13 protein-coding genes are annotated in these 16,378 nt (G+C 72.0%); 9 read left to right on the top strand and 4 right to left on the bottom strand.

Annotated features, from left to right (window positions below; all coding sequences use genetic code 11):
- Positions 1-30: 30 nt before the first annotated feature.
- Positions 31-1,233: an erythromycin esterase family protein gene (locus ACIBI9_RS48610; RefSeq protein WP_397233499.1), complete on the bottom strand. Its 1,203-nt coding sequence runs from the start codon at positions 1,231-1,233 to the stop codon at positions 31-33.
- A gap of 42 nt (positions 1,234-1,275) precedes the next feature.
- Here ACIBI9_RS48610 and ACIBI9_RS48605 point away from each other — a divergent pair, with 42 nt between their 5' ends.
- Complete coding sequence (locus ACIBI9_RS48605; RefSeq protein ID WP_397233497.1) at positions 1,276-2,016, top strand: TioE family transcriptional regulator; 741 nt, start codon at positions 1,276-1,278, stop codon at positions 2,014-2,016.
- Positions 2,017-2,047: 31 nt separating this feature from the next.
- Positions 2,048-4,702, top strand: coding sequence for a rifamycin-inactivating phosphotransferase (gene rph, locus ACIBI9_RS48600; protein WP_397233495.1), 2,655 nt, complete (start codon positions 2,048-2,050; stop codon positions 4,700-4,702).
- 40 nt (positions 4,703-4,742) lie between these two features.
- On the opposite strand, the gene ACIBI9_RS48595 is transcribed toward rph, so the two are convergent.
- Positions 4,743-5,876 carry an epoxide hydrolase family protein gene (locus ACIBI9_RS48595; protein ID WP_397233493.1) on the bottom strand — a complete coding sequence of 378 codons (1,134 nt, stop codon included), beginning with the start codon at positions 5,874-5,876 and terminating at the stop codon, positions 4,743-4,745.
- Between the two features lie 89 nt (positions 5,877-5,965).
- On the opposite strand from ACIBI9_RS48595, the gene ACIBI9_RS48590 reads away from it, so the two are divergent.
- Positions 5,966-6,946, top strand: coding sequence for a helix-turn-helix transcriptional regulator (locus ACIBI9_RS48590; protein WP_397233491.1), 981 nt, complete (start codon positions 5,966-5,968; stop codon positions 6,944-6,946).
- Positions 6,947-6,956: 10 nt separating this feature from the next.
- Entirely contained in the window at positions 6,957-7,532 is a 576-nt protein-coding gene (locus ACIBI9_RS48585; protein WP_397233489.1) for a TetR/AcrR family transcriptional regulator, read from the top strand.
- 3 nt (positions 7,533-7,535) lie between these two features.
- On the opposite strand, the gene ACIBI9_RS48580 is transcribed toward ACIBI9_RS48585, so the two are convergent.
- A complete protein-coding gene (locus ACIBI9_RS48580) occupies positions 7,536-8,501 on the bottom strand; it encodes an Lrp/AsnC family transcriptional regulator (RefSeq protein ID WP_397233487.1) in 966 nt (321 codons plus the stop codon).
- A 131-nt stretch (positions 8,502-8,632) separates the two neighbouring features.
- Between ACIBI9_RS48580 and ACIBI9_RS48575 the strand changes: the two genes are divergently transcribed.
- From ACIBI9_RS48575 to ACIBI9_RS48565, 3 genes are all read left to right on the top strand, one after another.
- A complete protein-coding gene (locus tag ACIBI9_RS48575) occupies positions 8,633-10,090 on the top strand; it encodes an MFS transporter (RefSeq protein ID WP_397233485.1) in 1,458 nt (485 codons plus the stop codon).
- Positions 10,091-10,460: 370 nt separating this feature from the next.
- Complete coding sequence (locus ACIBI9_RS48570) at positions 10,461-12,980, top strand: DUF6493 family protein (RefSeq protein ID WP_397233483.1); 2,520 nt, start codon at positions 10,461-10,463, stop codon at positions 12,978-12,980.
- A gap of 13 nt (positions 12,981-12,993) precedes the next feature.
- On the top strand, positions 12,994-14,112 hold the full coding sequence (locus ACIBI9_RS48565; protein WP_397233481.1) for a phosphotransferase: 1,119 nt from the start codon (positions 12,994-12,996) through the stop codon (positions 14,110-14,112).
- A 113-nt stretch (positions 14,113-14,225) separates the two neighbouring features.
- Here the strand turns inward: ACIBI9_RS48565 and ACIBI9_RS48560 are convergent, their stop codons facing one another.
- Positions 14,226-14,423 (bottom strand): hypothetical protein, encoded by a 198-nt coding sequence (locus tag ACIBI9_RS48560; RefSeq protein WP_397233479.1) that lies wholly within the window; start codon positions 14,421-14,423, stop codon positions 14,226-14,228.
- A 292-nt stretch (positions 14,424-14,715) separates the two neighbouring features.
- On the opposite strand from ACIBI9_RS48560, the gene ACIBI9_RS48555 reads away from it, so the two are divergent.
- Both ACIBI9_RS48555 and ACIBI9_RS48550 read left to right on the top strand, forming a co-directional pair.
- Positions 14,716-15,237 (top strand): hypothetical protein, encoded by a 522-nt coding sequence (locus ACIBI9_RS48555; protein ID WP_397233477.1) that lies wholly within the window; start codon positions 14,716-14,718, stop codon positions 15,235-15,237.
- A gap of 158 nt (positions 15,238-15,395) precedes the next feature.
- Entirely contained in the window at positions 15,396-15,935 is a 540-nt protein-coding gene (locus tag ACIBI9_RS48550) for a hypothetical protein (protein WP_397233476.1), read from the top strand.
- Positions 15,936-16,378 lie beyond the last annotated feature (443 nt).

Below are 16,378 nucleotides of genomic sequence, written 5' to 3'. Positions count from 1 at the left end.
CCGGCTGAGGTCCCTTGGGAAGGGACGTGGTTAGCCGCTCGGTGGGATGTTCTTGAGGAAGAGGATGCCGTCGGTCGTGTGCACCTGGCCGGGGTCCAGGGCGAAGTAACCGGAGCTCGTGTCGGTGCGGGGAGTCAGCTCGACGCCCTTCAGGGCCCCGGCCAGGCGCTTGGAGCCGATGAGGTAACCGTCGTGAGGCAGGGCGGCGTGAAGGACGCCCTCCAGGGTGTCCGGCGGGGCCGCCGCGCCGGCGGTCGAGGCGATGAAGGCGTACGCGTCGTCCAGCTGCGCCGCGACGATCGCGCCGGCGCTCCACCACTCCAGCAGCAGGTCGCCGCCCTGCCAGCCGGCCGTCTGCCAGACGCTCCTGTCCCGCTGCAGGTGCCGGTTGTGGGCGTGGACCAGCGCCGGACCGTGGTGCGGTGCGAGGGCCAGGAGGTTCTCGGCCATCATCGTGTCCCGCACCCCCATGAGGCGTACGACTCGGCTCGGCGACGTGTCCGCCATCCCCGAGTGGTAGCGGAGCAGGCCCGTGGCCGTACGCCCGAACAGGCAGGCCCGCCACCACGCCTCCCGCGAGGTCGCCGCGATCAGGCGCGGTGACTCCGCCATGAGCAGGGCCACGAGGTCGTCCGCCATGAGGCGCAGCTCGACGGCGTCGGACGAGCGGCCGACGGACTGCGTGGGGTCCATGGTGGCGTCGGGGTTCGTCCACCGGGAGTCGGCGCCGAGCAGCCGGTCGATGGTGTCGAGGGGCGGCACGTCGAGGTGGGCGGCGAGATAGCCGTGCAGTCCGGCGAGAGCCGGGCGGGGGCTGCCGGGCCCGGCCAGCTCGAGCGGCCCGTCGAAGCCGAAGAACCGGATCCGCTCGGCCGCGGGCCGGTGCCGGTTGTGCTCCCGCATCCAGCTCACGAGCTCGCGATTGGCGGCCGATTCGCCGATCCCGTGGCTGAAGCCGCGTCGCATGACGTCGTCGAGCGTCCCCGCGCCTTCCGTGACATACGCGTCCACGACCAGCGCCGCCAGGCAGTCGCTCTCGATCGCGATCGACCGGTAGCCCTCGTATTCCACGAGGTGGCGGAAGACCTCGTTGCGCTGCCGGGGGAACGCCTCCTCGCCGTGCGTGGGCTCGCCCAGGCCGAGCAGGCGCGGAGGGGCCGGGAACGACCTGAGCAGCTTCGTGATCGCGGCGCCCTCGAAGGGCCAGCCGGAGTCGAGGATCGCTGATTCCATGCCTTCAACCGTATCGTTGAACCTTCCGTGTAAACTTTGCCAATGCCCCGCGAGCGACTCCGGCCCGTGGATCTGGCGCGCGAGCACGGCCTGTCCACGCAGGCCATCCGCAACTATGAAGAGGCGGGCATCCTGCCGCCCGCCGCGCGCACACCCCACGGCTACCGCACCTATACCCCCGTCCACCGGGAGGCCCTGCGCGCCTTCCTCACGCTGATCCCCGGCCACGGCCACCAGACGGCCACCTCGATCATGCGGGAGGTGAACAGCGGTGCGGTCGAGGAGGCCCTGCGGCTCATCGACGAGAGCCACGCGCAACTGCTCGACGACCGCCGGACGCTGCAGGCCGTGGAACGGGCGCTGCGCGACCTGACCGCGGAGGAGAAGCCCGGAGCGCCGGAGGAGCGGCCCGGTGGCGTCACCTTCATCGGCCCGCTGGCCAGGAGGCTCGGCATCAGGCCCGCGACGCTGCGCAAGTGGGAGCGCGCCGGGCTGGTCAACCCGCGCCGCGACCCTCAAACCGGCTACCGCGTCTACACGGCCGCCGACGTACGGGACGCCCGGCTGGCCCACCAGCTCAGGCGCGGCGGCTACCTGCTCGAGCAGATCGCCCCGCTGCTGGCCCAGGTGCGCTCCGCCGGAGGGATCACGCCCCTGGAGGCGACGCTGCGCGACTGGCAGGCCCGGCTGACGGCCCGCGGTCGCGCCATGCTGACCGGCGCCGCCGGGCTCGACGCGTACCTGAGCCACCCCGGCCGCCCCGCCGCAGTCCCGGAGGATTAAGATACAGGGCAGCTCTGTATCCTAATTGGCCATGACAGACAGACGGGAACACGCCATGGGTGCCTACGTGCTCGGCTTCCGCGACATCGACAAGACCCTGCTCCCCCTGGTCGGCGGCAAGGGGGCCAACCTCGGCGAGCTGTCCGCCGTCGACGGGGTGCGGGTGCCGCCAGGCTTCTGCGTGACCACCGAGGCCTACCGCGCGGTCGTCGAATCCGACGCGACGATCGCCGCGCTGATCGACGGGCTCTCCGGGCTGCGCGCGGACGACCGCGCCCGGATCGCCGAGGAGTGCGCCCGCCTCCGGGAGGCCGTCGAGACGCTGCCGGTCCCGGCCGAGATCGAGGATGACATCCTGCGCCGCCTCGGGGAGCTCGGCGACGTGCCCTGCGCGGTGCGATCCAGCGCCACCGCCGAGGACCTGCCGTCCAGCTCGTTCGCCGGCCAGCAGGACACGTACCTGAACGTCAGGGGCGCCCCGGCGGTGCTGGCGAGCGTGCGGCGCTGCTGGGCGTCGCTGTTCACCGACCGGGCGGTGGCGTACCGGATCAAGAGCGGCTTCGATCACCGCGCGGTGCGCGTGTCCGTGGTCGTGCAGCAGATGGTCTTCCCCGACGCGGCGGGCATCATGTTCACCGCCGACCCGGTGACGTGCAACCGGAAGGTGGTCTCGATCGACGCCGGGTTCGGCCTCGGGGAGGCGTTCGTGTCGGGCGTGGCGAACGCCGACAACTACCGCGTGCGCGCGGGCGAGATCATCGCGCGCAACGTCGTCACCCAGGCCGTCGAGCTGCGCCCCTCACCGGACGGCGGCACGGAGGAGCGGGAGATCGAGCCCGCGCGCCGGCACGTCCAGACCCTGAGCGACGAGCAGATCCTCCGCCTCGAACGGCTCGGCCGCCGCATCGAGAGCCACTTCGGCCGCCCGCAGGACATCGAGTGGGGCCTGGCCGGCGGCGAGTTCCAGATCCTCCAGAGCCGCCCGATCACCACCCTCTACCCGGTGCCCGAGGTCTCAGATGGCAAGAACCACGTCTTCATGTCGTACGGCCACCGGCAGATGATGACCGACGCCTTCAAGCCGCTGGGCCTGTCGGTGTTCGCGCTCCTGCACGACCGGCTGGGCCGCTCGGCGGGCACGGTCTCCGGCGGCCGCTTCTACAAGGACGTCTCGCCCGAGCTGTCCTCGCCGTGGGCCCGCGCGGTCACGCTCAAGAGCCTCGGCCAGGTAGACGTCCTCATGGCCAACGCCCTGCGCCAGGTCCTGATCAGGAAGGACTTCGTGCGCGACCTGGCCCACGGCAAGACCTCGATGCTGGACTTCGGCGAGGGCGGGCTGCTGCCGATGGCCCGCCAATATCTGAAGATGTCCGGCAAGGACGATGCCGAAGCCGTGCCCGAGCTGATCGCCGAGAACGAGCGGACGGTCGAGGAGCTGCGGCGCGGCATCGCGGGCAGGTCGGGGGACGAGCTGTTCGCGTACATCCTGGACGATCACGACGTGCTGGCCCGGCTCACGTTCGACCCGCGCAGCGTGGCGGCGGCCTTCGTCGGCATCCAGGCGGTGAACTGGGTCAACAAGCGCATGAAGGCCTGGCTCGGCGTGCAGAACGCCGCCGACGCCATCGCCCAGTCCGCCGACCACAACGTGGTGGCCGCCATGGGTCTCGACCTGCTGGACGTCGCGGACGCCGTCCGCCCGTACCCGGCGGTGGTCGAGCACCTCGAACGCGCCGGCCGGGACACCCTCCTCACCGGGCTCGACGGCCTGGAGGGCGGTCCCGAGGCGCGCCGCGCCCTCGAGGGCTACCTGAGCACGTACGGGATGCACTGCTCGGGAGACATCGACATCACCAGGACCCGGTGGAGCGAGGACCCCACCCAGCTCGTCCCGCTCCTGCTGAGCAACGTCAGGAACTTCGCGCCCGGCGAGCGCGCCCGCAAGGCCGAACGGGGCCGCGCCGAGGCCGAGCGCACCATCGCCGGCCTGCTGGAACGCCTCAGGGCGCTGCCGGGCGGCGAGCGCAAGGCGAAGAAGGCGGCCCGGCAGATGAGCCTCATCCGCCACTTCATCGGCTACCGCGAGTACTCCAAGCACGCCCTGCTCCAGCGGTACGAGCTGTACAAGCGGGCGCTGCTCGCCGAGGCCGCCGAGCTCGTCGCCCGCGGGGTGATCAGGGAGCCGCAGGACGTGTACTTCCTGTCGCTGGAGGAGTTCAGGGAGGTCGTGCGGACCGGGCGGCTCGACCCGGCCCTCGTCGACGAGCGCCGGGAGGTGTTCGAGGAGTACCGGAAGCTGACGCCGCCGCGCGTCATCACCTCCGAGGGCGAGGTGATCTCCGGCGAGTACGACACCGGCGCCCTGCCCGAGGGCGCGCTGGCGGGCATCGCCGTGTCGTCGGGCGTCGTCGAAGGGCGCGCCCGCGTCGTGCTGAGCATGGACGAGGCGGAGGTCGACGAGGGCGACATCCTCGTCACCGTCTACACCGACCCGAGCTGGTCGCCGCTGTTCGTCTCGGTCAAGGGCGTCGTGATGGAGGTCGGCGGGGTGATGACCCACGGCGCCGTGGTCGCCAGGGAGTACGGCCTGCCCGCGGTCGTCGGCGTGGAGAACGCCACCCGGCGCATCGAGGACGGCCGGCTCATCCGCGTCAACGGCGCCGAGGGATACGTCGAGCTGCTCTGACCCGGTGCGGCCGCGTCACCGACGCGGCCGCACCGGAAGGTCAGCGGACCTTGGCGAAGAACGCGCGCAGGTCGGCCGCGAGGCGACCGGGCTGCTCCATGGCGACGAAGTGGTGGCCGGCCACGTTGTCCTCCGGCCAGTGCAGGATGGTGTTGTGCCGCTCGGCGAGCCGCCGGATTCCGGGCGGCCCGCTGTAGACGCCGGTCGGCGCTACCGTCTGCCCCTTCGGCCAGCCGGACCCCGTGCTGTCGTAGTAGGGCCAGGACGAGGTGCCGAAGGTCCCCGTGAGCCAGTAGAGGCTCACGTTCGTGAGGAGGAGGTCGCGGTCGATCACCTCCTCCGGCGTCTTGGCCGCGACGGTGAACTCCTTGAACTTGTGCGTCATCCAGGCCAGCGCCGCGACCGGGGAGTCGTGCCAGCCGTAGGCGAAGGTCGCCGGCGCCGCGCGCAGCAGCCCATGGTGGTCCACGCCGTTCATCCAGTCCTGCTCCTGCAGTAGCGCGAACGCCGCCCGCTCGTCCTCGGTCATCTCCGGGACGTCTTGCTCGGTGGGGAAGCCCAGCCCGCTGATGACGTAGACGCCGATCACGTGTTCCGGGTCGGCGATGGCGACCTCCGGGGCGACGTACGCGCCGTAGTCGCCGCCCTGGGTGCCGTAGCGGTCGTACCCGAGGCGGCGCATCAGCTCGGCCCAGATCCGCGCCACGCGCGTGACGTCCCAGCCGGTCTCGCGCGGTGGCGCGGAGAATCCGAACCCCGGCAGCGACGGCACGACGACGTGGAACGCCTGAGCCGGGTCGCCGCCGTGCGCTCGGGGATCGGTGAGAACCTCGATGAGGTCGGCGAACTCCACGAAGGAGTTCGGCCAGCCGTGCGTGAGGATGAGCGGCAGGGCGTCCGGCTCGGCGGAGCGCACGTGCAGGAAATGGATGTCCTGACCGTCGATCTCGGTCATGAACTGCGGAAACCCGTTCAGCCGCGCCTCGTGCCGGCGCCAGTCGTAGCCGTCCCGCCAGTAGCGGGCCAGCTCCTCGAGGTGGCCGGCGGGGACGCCGCGGCTCCAGCCCTCGCCCGGCAGCTGCCGGGACCACCTGGTGCGGGCCAGCCGGTCCTTCAGGTCGTCCAGGTCGGCCTGGGGGATGTCGATGCGGAAGGGGCGGATCTCGGTGCCCATGATTGTCCTCCTGTGGTCGCGATGACGTGACCGACGGTAGGAGCCATCTAGGTCGATCCATGTCCTACATGACGCGCATACTCGAAGTCATGAGCGACACCCCCGCACGGCTGCTGGCGCTGCTGTCGTTGCTGCAGACCCCGCGCGAATGGCCCGGCAGCGAGCTGGCCGAGCGGCTGGAGGTCAGCCCCCGTACGGTCCGCCGCGACATCGACCGCCTGCGCGAGCTCGGCTACCCGGTGCAGGCGACGATGGGCGCGATGGGCGGCTACCGGCTCATCGCCGGCAAGGCCATGCCGCCTCTGCTGCTGGACGACGAGGAGGCGGTGGCCATCGCGGTGGGCCTGCGCATGGCGGCCGGGCAGCCGGTGGACGGCATGGAGGAGGCCTCCGTACGCGCTCTGGCCAAGCTGGAACAGGTGCTGCCCTCGCGGCTGCGGCAGCGGGTCGGCGCGCTCGGGGCCGCCACGGTGTCGATGACGGCGGCGAACGGGCCGAGCGTCGACCCCCAGAACCTGGCGGTGCTCGCCTGGGCCGCCGCCAACCGCGAACGCCTGCGCTTCGACTACCAGGCGAACGACGACAGCCGGACCAGCCGGCTGGTCGAGCCCTACCGCCTGGTGGCCGGAGGACGCCGCTGGTATCTGCTCGCGTACGACAACGACCGCGACGACTGGCGGATCTTCCGCGTCGACCGGCTCAGCAGCCCCCGGCCGACCGGCGTCCGGGTCGCGCTCCGCGAGCCGCCCGAGCCGGACGCGGCCGCCTTCGTCACCCGCAAGATGTACTCGCTCGTCCCCACCTACGAGGTGCGGACGACCCTGCGCCTGCCGGCCGAGGAGGTGAGCCGGCGGCTCGGGGCCGCTCCTGGCGACGTCCGGCCCATCGACGAGCACAGCTGCGAGCTGCACGGACACGCCGACACCCTGGAGTGGCTGGCCGCGCGGCTGCTCATGCTCGGCTGCGAGTTCGAGGTGCACGAGCCGCCCGAACTGCTGGAGTACCTGCGGGCGGTGGGCGCCCGCGCCGTCCGCGCCGGCGGCGTTGCCACGGGCTTTACTGACCTGTAAGTATGAGCGGGTGGAGGATCGGCGGCTCAGTCCTGGTGGGCAGCGGTTGCTGGAGGTGGCGACCGAGGTCTTCTACGCCGAGGGCATTCGCGCGACCGGCGTCGACACGCTGGTGGAGCGGGCAGGGGTGTCCAAGCCGACCCTGTATGCCCAGTTCGGGTCCAAGGAGAACCTCGTGGCGGCGGTGCTGGCCCGCCGCAGCGCCGCCCGGCAGGCCGCCCTGACCGCGTACCTGGCCGGCAGCGGCGTCCAGGGTGGGCAGGCGGTGCTGGCGGTCTTCGACTGGCTGGCCGAGGGGCACGGCCGCGAGGGCTTTCGCGGGTGCCCGTTCACCAACGCGGCGGTCGAGCTGCCCGATCCCGCGAATCCGGCGCGGGCGGTGATCTCGGCCTACAAGTCCTGGCTGCGCGGGACGCTCGCCACGCTGGCCGGCCAGGCGGACCTGGCGCGGCCGGAAGAGGTGGGCGACGCGCTGCTGCTGCTCATCGACGGCGCCAACGCCCGCGTGGTGGTCGACGACGACCGTACGGCGATGCTGCGCGCCAAGGCGGCGGCGGCCAGGCTGATCGGCGCGGACGGCCCGTGAGGGTCAAGCGCCGGGCCGGAACGGTCCGGCGTGCTTGACGGTCTGCAGGACGGGGGCGGTCTCGATGGTGCGGATCTCGGGCAACGCCCCCAGCCGGTGGGTGATGTAGCGGTGCAGGTGATCGGTGCCCGAGCACAACGCGTGGGCCAGCAGGTTGGTGGGGCCGGTGGTGTGGGCGACGGCCGCGAGTTCGTCGTGGCCCGCCAGGGCGGTGGCCACCTGGTCGAGGTGCGCCGGTGCGATCGCCATCCAGAGCAGCGCCTGGGTCGCGACGCCGAGGGGGACGGGGTCGATCTCGATGTCGAAGAAGATCGTGCCGTGGGCGCGCAGGTCGGCCAGACGCCGCGCCACCGTGGCCTCGGACCAGCCCGTGCTCCTGGCGAGCTCGGCATAGCCGGCGCGGCCGTCGTGGCGCAGGGCGTCGAGCAGGGCCTGGTCGGTGCGGTCCAGTGACGGCCGGCCCGACGGCGCGGCGTGGGCCGGCCTGAGTTGCTGTTGCTGCCCCTCGTCAAGGGTCTGGGCGATGCCCTGCCACGCGGTCGGCCCGCCCCGGTAGGAATGGAGCAGGTACTGGGCGGAGACCGAGGTGATCCCCGCCTTCCTGGGCAGGTCGTGCAGCAGCATCGAGGGCGGGTCGTCCACGCCGTGCGGGACGTGGACCATGGCGAAGATCTCGGTGCCGCCGGACAGCAGCTTGATCCATGACGTGTCGGGCCGCCGGGCCAGGGCCTGGGCGAGGGTCCGGGTCGCGGCCGGGCTGGTGGTGAGGCGGACCACCCACTGGTTGCGTCCCACCCGGCGCGGGTCGGGGAGCCCGACGACGCGCAGGGAGGCGTTCGCGCGCAGCCGCTGGTAGCGGCGGGCCACGGTCTGGGTGGACACGCCGAGCGCCCGGGCGATGCCGCTGAACGGCGCCCGCCCGTCGATGTGCAGGGCATGGATCAAACCGCGGTCCAGATCGTCGAGCATGAGCAAATCATGCACGAGACGTGGCTTCGTGGAAAAATCTCCCCAACATCGCAGGCATTGGGGAATCCCTGATGCCGGTGGCCGCAGCCTTGGTCGCGGAAGTGATCCGTACGACTGAGGGGGACTGAGACATGCCGGTTCGGGAGGATCCGACGGCGGCCTACCGGTGGCGATGGGTCGTGCTGGGCGCGCTGCTGACCGCCGAGGCGATGAACGTGCTGGACTCGACGATCGTGCAGGTCGCGGCGCCGGTGATCCGCGCCGGGCTCGGCGGTTCCGAGTCCGCCATCCAGTGGTTCAGCTCGGCCTACACGCTGCCGTTCGCGGCGTTCCTGATCTTGGGCGGCCGGTTGGGGGACATGCTCGGCCGCAAGCGCGTGTTCCTGATCGGGATCGCGGGGTTCACGCTGGCGTCGTTGTGCTGCGCGCTGGCGCCCGGCGCGGGAGTGCTGATCGGCGCGCGGGCGCTCCAGGGCACGGCCGCCGCCTTGATCATTCCGCAGACGATCGGGTTGATCCGCTCCATGTTCGCCGGCGCCGAACTGGCCAGGGCGATGAGCACCATCGGGCCCGTCATGGGCCTGTCCGTGATCTGCGGGCCCATGCTCGGGGCCGCGCTCACCCACGCCGACCTGTTCGGCTCCTCGTGGCGGGCGGCGTTCCTGGTCAACGTGCCCCTCGCCGTCGCCGTGCTCGCCACCGGGCCCATGCTCCGCGAGGACAGGGCCGTGCGGCCGCCCCGGCTGGACCTTCCCGGGACCGCCCTGGCGGTGCTGGGCGCCGGGCTGGTCGTCTACCCGCTCATCGAGAGCGGCGACGCCGTGCCGCCCGGGTGGGGCGCGGCCATGCTCGTCGCCGGAGTCCTCGTCCTGGTGGCGTTCGCGCTGCACCAGCGCCGCCGGGCCCGGCGCGGGCGGACTCCCCTGATCGAGCCGAGCCTGTTCGGCGACCGCGTCTTCCCCGCCGCGCTGGCGACCTCGACGCTGCTCTTCGCGGTGACCAACGGGCTGATGCTGGTCATCGTGCTGCAGGTGCAGCTCGGCCTGGGCCGCGACGTCCTGACCGCCGGGTTGACCCTGCTCCCGTGGTCCTGCGGGCTGGCGATCTCCTCCGGGATCGTGGGCGCGCGGCTGACGCCCCGCCGCCTGTCGCGGGTCATGTTCGCCGGGCTCGCCGTGCTGTTCGCCGGGGTGCTCGGCGCCCTGGCCGCCTATGCGGGCGCGTACCCGTGGCCGCTGCTGGTGGCGCTGGCGGTGTGCGGGGCCGGGAACGGCATGGTCACCGTCCCGTTCTTCACCGCCGCCCTGGCACGCCTCCACCCGCATCAGGTCGGGTCGGCGGCCGGCCTGCTCAACGCCGTCCAGCAGTTCGGCGGCACGCTGGGGGTCGCCCTGCTCGGCAGCGTCTTCCTGCACGGCCTGGCCGGCGGCTCGGACGCGAACGCGGCTGCGGCGCTCGCGTTCGGGCTCGGCCTCGTCCTGCTCGCCGCCACGGCCGTCGCCGCGGCGTTCATGAGAGCTCCCGTGGGTCCCGCGCCCACGCCGGAACGGGAGCACGCGGTCGCAGGTGAGCCGTCCCGATCCCGGTAGGTCTGTGCCGCGAGGGTCGCCGATGATGCGGCGCCCCCGGCCGCCGGGGCCGCTGCGGACGACGTCGGCGTCCTCGGCCTGGCCGCTGGAGACGACATCGGGGTCCTCGGCCGCCCGGGCTGCTGTGGACGACATCGGTGGCGGCGCCGTGCCCATCGCCCAGGTTGTTGTCGCCGTGCCGGACGTGGGACGTCGCCCGCCCGGGGCGATGAGCGGGGCGATTTGGCCGGCCGCGTCCACGTGCCTCGGGGCTGGTCGACGCGCGGGGCCCGAGATTGTCGTGGGTGATCGCTAGGGTCACCGTCATGGTTGACGCAGCGGAGGTGTGTTCGTGCGCCGGTTCTTCCCGGCCCGCATCGGAGGTGGCCGGATGAGCGTGTGGGAGCGCCTGGTCAAGCTGGCCAAGGGCGGTGACGTGGCCGGCGTCTTCCGTCTGCTCCTCGAGCTGGACGCCGACGATCGCAAAGCGGTGGCGGCGCAGCTGCCGCGCCACCTGGCGGGGCTGCGGCCGGAGGAGTGGTGGTCCTGGCGGCACCAGCTCAGGCCGTTGCGGCTGGCGGGCGTGGCGTGCCTGGGCGGTGCGGCGGCCGTCACGGCGTGGCTGTTCAGACGCGAGTTCCAGTGGACCGAGCGCGGCGACGACGAGCGCGTCATCCTGCTGCTGCGGCAGCGTCCGGCCGAGTGGCGGGCGGATGTGGCCCGCCGCATCGCCGCCCGCCTGCGCCTCAACGACATGCGCTACTGGGAGGTGGCCGCGGCGCTCGTGCGCGAGACCGGGACCGAGCCGCCCGACGGCGACGCGTTCATGGTGGGCTGGTTACGCGCGCTCCACTCGGGGACGCCGGCCGACGATCCGCTGTTCACCGCGTTCGCGCCGCGGCTCTTCGACGTCGACGGCCTGGGCGAGGCACTCCCCGAGCAGGTGGGGACGATCGCCCGGCTCGTCGAGGACGGCCGGCTGGAGCGCAAGCGGGTCATCGACGGCATCGTGGGGCGGCTGCTGCGTGACGGGCCGACGGCGCTGAGCGCCCTGGCCGTCCTGCACGATCGGCTCGACCTCGACATCGACGAGTCCGCCGAGCGGGCCAGGGACTACACCCGGCTGCTGCCCGCCGGGCCGGTGGCGGTGGCCGATCTGGCGCTGGCGCAGCTGCGGCGGCTGGAGGAGGCGGGGCGGCTGGAGGAGGAGCTGTTCGCCGAGGCGGTGGAGGCGCTGGCGTTCCGGCCGGAGAAGAAGCTGCTGCGCGCGGCCCTGTCGTGGGCGGGCGACGCCGTGCTGCGTGACGCCCGCCGCGCGGACGTCGTGCTGGCCGCCATGTCCCTGATCTTCGCGCAGGACACGCTGGCGTTGCAGGAGCGCGCCGTACGGCTGGCCGTCAAGCTGGCCCCGCAGGCGGGGGAGGCCGGCCGGGAGGCGGTGCGGCAGGCGGCGGCCGGGCTGCCCGAGGAGCTGCTGGAGCGGGTCTCGGCGGCGTACGGGGGCGGCATCGCCGCCGAGGAGGTGACCGTCACGCCGCTGCCGGTTGTGGGGCACGGGCCGGCGTTGCCGCCGCCGTACACCTCGCCGGACCAGCTCGTACGCGCGGTGAGCGCCCGCGAGGTGGACCCGCACACGTTCGAACGCCTCCTGGCCGGGCTGGTCGAGTGGTCGCAGCGGGCGCCCGATGCGCTGCGCGAGGCGTTGCGTCCCTGGTTGGAGCCGCTCGATCCGCTCTTCTTCGGCCACAACCGCGACGACGCCGTCCATGTCGTGCGCCGGGCCTTCCTGGCGTTCGCCTCGCCCGAGGGCGGGCATACGCTGCCCAAGATCGCCATCAGGCAGCCGCCGACCCTGGGCGGGTTCAAGCAGCTCTACCTCGGCCGGGCCGACGAGCTCGCGCGCTCGTTCGAGGAGGGCCGCGGCTACCCGGTCCTGCTGGCCACGCCCACGGCGGGCAGCGGTCATGTTGATCCCGGGGTTCTGCTCGACCGCCTGGAGCTGCTGGAGGCCGCAGGGGCGCGGGCACTGCCCGGCGACCTCGTCCAGGCGCTGCTGCGGCTGCCCCGCGACATCCCTGACGCGTGCGTGCGGCGGGCGGAGAGCCTGACCTCCGAGGCGGGCCGCGCGTGCGCCGCCTGGATGCGCGACGGCGGGGCCGCCGATCCGCGGGTGAAGGTCCACCTGCGCAGCGAGCGCAACGGCTATTACCTGTCGAACTGGCCCGTCCTGCGCTCCGTGGTGGACGTGCCGGACGATCTTCCCGAGGAGCTCCGCCCGCTCTACCGGCCGGAGGCCGGCTACGCGTACACGCTCGAGTGGTGGCCGCTCGCCATGCCCTCGCACCCGGAGATCGTGGCCGCGCACATGGTCTGGATGATGTCGATCTGCATCGACTCCAGTGACTCGCAGACGCAGGCGCTGGTCGGCCTGGCCCACGCCGACGGGCCGCTCGGCAGCGCCGTGGCGCACGCGCTCGCCTGCGGCATGGGCCACGCGAGCGCCACCGACCGGGCCGCCGCCACCGATGCCCTCCTGACGCTGGCCGCCCGCGGCCGGGTGCCGGCACAGGTGCTGGCGGAGACGCTGACGAAGCTGGTCGCGGAGGGATTCCTCAAGCTCAACCGGGTGGTGTCGGTGCTCGACGACGCCACACAGGCCGGGGCGCACGAGGCGGTGTGGGAGGTGGTCGTGCGGCTGCTGCCCGGGCTGCTGCCGCAGGAGGGCGAACGGCCCCGCGCGGGCGTGGCCGACCTGCTGGCGGCGGGGGCCAGGGCGGCCAGGATCGCCGGCGTACGGGCCGAGCTGCCGGACGTGGCGGCGGTGGCGGCCCGCAAGGGGTCGAGCAGGCTGGTCCAGGAGGCGCGGCGGCTGCAGCACCTGGTCGCCCTCCCTGAGAAATCTACTTTGTAAAGGCGCCGGGTGGATGATCATCCTCGATCCCACAGAAAACGGCCTTGTCAGCAAGGTCGAGAAGCTGCTGTCGCCTGCCACGGTCGTCGGGTGGCGGCGGCTGGAGCCCTGGGCGGTCGCGCGGGCGGAGCTGAGCGGTCCGCCCGGCTCGATGATCGTGAAGTGGATGCGGCCCCATGGGCCCGGTCCCGACCGTTCGGAGTCGTGGCGGCTGCGGAGCGAGGTGGCCGCCTTACGCTTCCTGTCCGACGATCTCGACGTGCGGCTGGCTCCGCAGGTGGTGGCCACGGATCTGGCGGCGGGGCTGGTGGTGCTGGAGGACCTGGCGCCGCGGGTGGCGTTGGACGGCCTGCTGCGGGCGGACGGCGCGGCGGCGCACGGGGAGCGGCTGGCGGCGTTCGCCCGGGTGCGCGGTGAGCTGAACGCCGTGACCGCCGGGCGGGCGGAGGCCTATTACGCGCGCAGGGCGGCTCTGGGGGCGGTCGATCGGGTGGCGGACTGTGCGGGGAGGTTCGCCGGGTTCCGGGAGGAGGGGCGTCTGCAGATCGCGGCCTTGGGGGTGGAGGTGGCGGGCGGCGCTGAGCGGGAGTTGGCGGCAGTGCTGGAGGAGCTGGGGGATCCGGGGCCGTTCCTGGCGTTGAGCAACGGTGATCCGGAGGCGAACAACGTCCTGGTGCGGGCGTCGGGAGCGCCGGACGCGCGGGTGATCGATTTCGAGTTCGCCGGGTTCACACATGCGCTGCATGACGCGGTCTGCCTGTACGTTCCGGGTCCCGCGTGGCTGTCGGTGGACTGGGGGATGGGGGCGGCGTATCGGCGGGCTCTGGCGGTGGGGGTGCCGGAGGCGGAGGACGATCGGCGGTTCGGGTTCGGGCTGGCGGCGGCGTGTTTCTCGTACATGTTGCTGCGGCTGCAGCGGTTGTCCCAGGTGGACGGGCGGGCGGCGGGTGATGACAGCCGGGTGCAGCTGGTGGCGACGGTGGAGGCGGCGGCGCGGGTGGCGGAGTCGTTCGGCGTGCTGCCTGGGTTGGCGGGGTGGGGGTGGCGGGTGGCCGAGGCGCTGCGGCGACGGTGGCCGGACGCGGCTGTGGACGTGGCGGGCTTACCGGCGTTCGTGGCGCGCCGCCGGTAAGGGGGTGAAGGGGACGGCGCTTTGGGAGGCGAGGGCGGCCCCGCGCTTTGTGCCGGGGCGGGCGGAGGCGGTCTTCGGTGCCGATGATCCGTCGCGGCAGCGCCTGAACGTCGTCACCCGCCGGAAGATCGTGCTGGACTGGCTGCGCGTGGCACCCGCACGTGATCGCCGACCGCCAGGGCAGGCGTGCGGCCGCCGGTCTGGCGGTAGCGCACCTCGGGGCCGGTGACCTCGCCGGCGGCGCGGCGTACCGCCCGCGCCGCGGCGTTGAGCCGGTCGACGTCGGCGTTGCTGGCGGCTGGCAGCGCCACGCTCGCCGGCTCCACGTGCACGTCGCCGGCGTACGTGGCGCGGGCCTGCTACGCGCCCGAGGACACCCCCTACCAGCTCTTGCTCGATGCCCCCGCCGTGGACACCCTCGCCGAACTCGGCACCGGCAAGGGCGCCAAGAAGCAGCATGGTGTCGGCGTACTCCTTAGAGTGCAGAACCAGGTACGACTAAGCGTGCACAGCCAGGCAGAGTTGCTGGTGGGTGTGCCATCGTGTGGTGTCACCCCGTGGCGGTAGCGTGTCGCTTATCAGACATGATCAACTGGAGCTTCTGTGACGGACGTCTACTCTCCCGTTCCCGAGTTGAACTTGCTCAAGGAGTTCGAAGACGGCTGCGACGAGGCCTACGCGGCCTGGGCGTGGATGGACGATTTCGGAGAGATGGAGTTCCTGGACGACCCGAGGCTAAAACAGGGCCTGCTCCGGTTCGCCCAGGCCAACCTCAGCGGTTCGATATATGCCTTGTGGAAATGTGACGATGGCACCGATCTGGCTTCCCTGCCGGTCGTGCTGCTTGGAGACGAGGGCGGGATCCACGTCGTTGCCCGTAATCTCCGGGAGTTCTTCCAGGTCCTGGGATCACTCAAAGGCGACCTCGCCTGCGACCTGGACGAGGTCTTCGAGACCGATGACGCCGAACTTCCCGGGCAAGCCCAATATCTCGCCTGGCTCGGGCGGCACTTCGGCCTCGCGGCACCCGAGGACCCCTGGGACATCATCCAGGGCGCCCAGGAGGATCTGGCACAAGAGCTGGCCGAGTGGATCTCCCTGCTCAGCAGTCGAGCAGCCGAGTAGCTCGACCTCCCGCGGCGGCTTGGCACATCAACCGCGTGGGATGTTCTTGTCACCCCGCCAGGCATCACGATCACGAACTCGACACCACAACCGATGCGCTGATCATCTCTGCACGTTTACTTGTTCGAGGCCCTGCACTTGAACCCGTACGCCGACAGATGGCCGCGCTGCGCCGCTACTGCCTGATCAGCCGCCCACATGATGGGCTGGTCTCGATGCACCGCCTGGTCCAGGCCGTTACCCTTAACCAGCTCACCGACGGCCAGCGCCGCGCCTGGTTCGCCGCCGCTGGCACTGTCATGGAACAGGCTCTGCCCGGCACACCTCAGGCGCCTGCGGCCTGGCCTGATTACCGGCGCCTGCTGCCGCACGCCCTTGCCGTCCTGCCTCCCGGCGCTGATGCCCTGCTCGAAATCTCCAGATATCTGGGCGCCGCTGGCGACTTCCGTACCGCTCGCACTCTGGCCCGGCAGCTGTGCGACCAGCGCGCCGAACGCCCCGACCCCCTAGCCGCCCGGCACAACCTTGCCTATCGGACGGGGGAGGCGGGGGAGGCGGCCGCCGCCCGCGACCAGCTCGCCGCTCTGCCGCCCATCTGCGAGCGTGTACTGCGCGCCGAACATCCCGACACGCTGGCCGTCCGACACAACTTCGCCCGCTGGGCAGAGACAGAAGAGGCGACGAAACTTCCACGGTGACGGCGGTGCCGTACACACGGGCGGCCTCCAACAGGGACGTAGGTCGGTGCCGATCCCTTCCGCAGTTTCATCTGGAAGGGAGACGATCGTTATCTGGGATTGTCCAGCGAACTAGGAGCTGTTTAGAGTTCGGATCATGTGGTTGAGGTGAGGAGTCTTAACCACATGATCGAGCCTCGGAGGTAGAGTCCGGCCTCGTAGCTTTCCGGGGCCTTGTCGTAGCGGGTCGCCAGGCCACGCCAGGTCTTGATCCTCTGGAAGCAGCGTTCGACGGTGTTGCGTTGCCGGTAGCGCTGCGGATTGAAGGTGACGGGCCGCCCGCCGGCCGAGCCCTTCTTCTTCCGGTTGTGTCAATCCCCTCAAAGCGTGGAGACGGTCCTATGCCACAGCGGCCCTCAGCAGGACCGTTGATGCTTGCCGCTTCTCGATCATCTGACGCTCGA

The organism is Nonomuraea sp. NPDC050451 (assembly GCF_044458585.1).
This window is presented reverse-complemented; position numbering and strand designations above follow the sequence as displayed.

What these genes read in the sequence shown, in the direction of transcription:
- ACIBI9_RS48610 (WP_397233499.1), bottom strand. Translation starts at nt 1,233, where the DNA reads ATGGAATCAGCGATCCTCGACTCCGGCTGGCCCTTCGAGGGCGCCGCG.
- ACIBI9_RS48605 (WP_397233497.1), top strand. Translation starts at nt 1,276, where the DNA reads ATGCCCCGCGAGCGACTCCGGCCCGTGGATCTGGCGCGCGAGCACGGC.
- rph (WP_397233495.1), top strand. Translation starts at nt 2,048, where the DNA reads ATGACAGACAGACGGGAACACGCCATGGGTGCCTACGTGCTCGGCTTC.
- ACIBI9_RS48595 (WP_397233493.1), bottom strand. Translation starts at nt 5,876, where the DNA reads ATGGGCACCGAGATCCGCCCCTTCCGCATCGACATCCCCCAGGCCGAC.
- ACIBI9_RS48590 (WP_397233491.1), top strand. Translation starts at nt 5,966, where the DNA reads ATGAGCGACACCCCCGCACGGCTGCTGGCGCTGCTGTCGTTGCTGCAG.
- ACIBI9_RS48580 (WP_397233487.1), bottom strand. Translation starts at nt 8,501, where the DNA reads ATGCTCGACGATCTGGACCGCGGTTTGATCCATGCCCTGCACATCGAC.
- ACIBI9_RS48575 (WP_397233485.1), top strand. Translation starts at nt 8,633, where the DNA reads ATGCCGGTTCGGGAGGATCCGACGGCGGCCTACCGGTGGCGATGGGTC.
- ACIBI9_RS48570 (WP_397233483.1), top strand. Translation starts at nt 10,461, where the DNA reads ATGAGCGTGTGGGAGCGCCTGGTCAAGCTGGCCAAGGGCGGTGACGTG.
- ACIBI9_RS48565 (WP_397233481.1), top strand. Translation starts at nt 12,994, where the DNA reads ATGATCATCCTCGATCCCACAGAAAACGGCCTTGTCAGCAAGGTCGAG.
- ACIBI9_RS48550 (WP_397233476.1), top strand. Translation starts at nt 15,396, where the DNA reads ATGGCCGCGCTGCGCCGCTACTGCCTGATCAGCCGCCCACATGATGGG.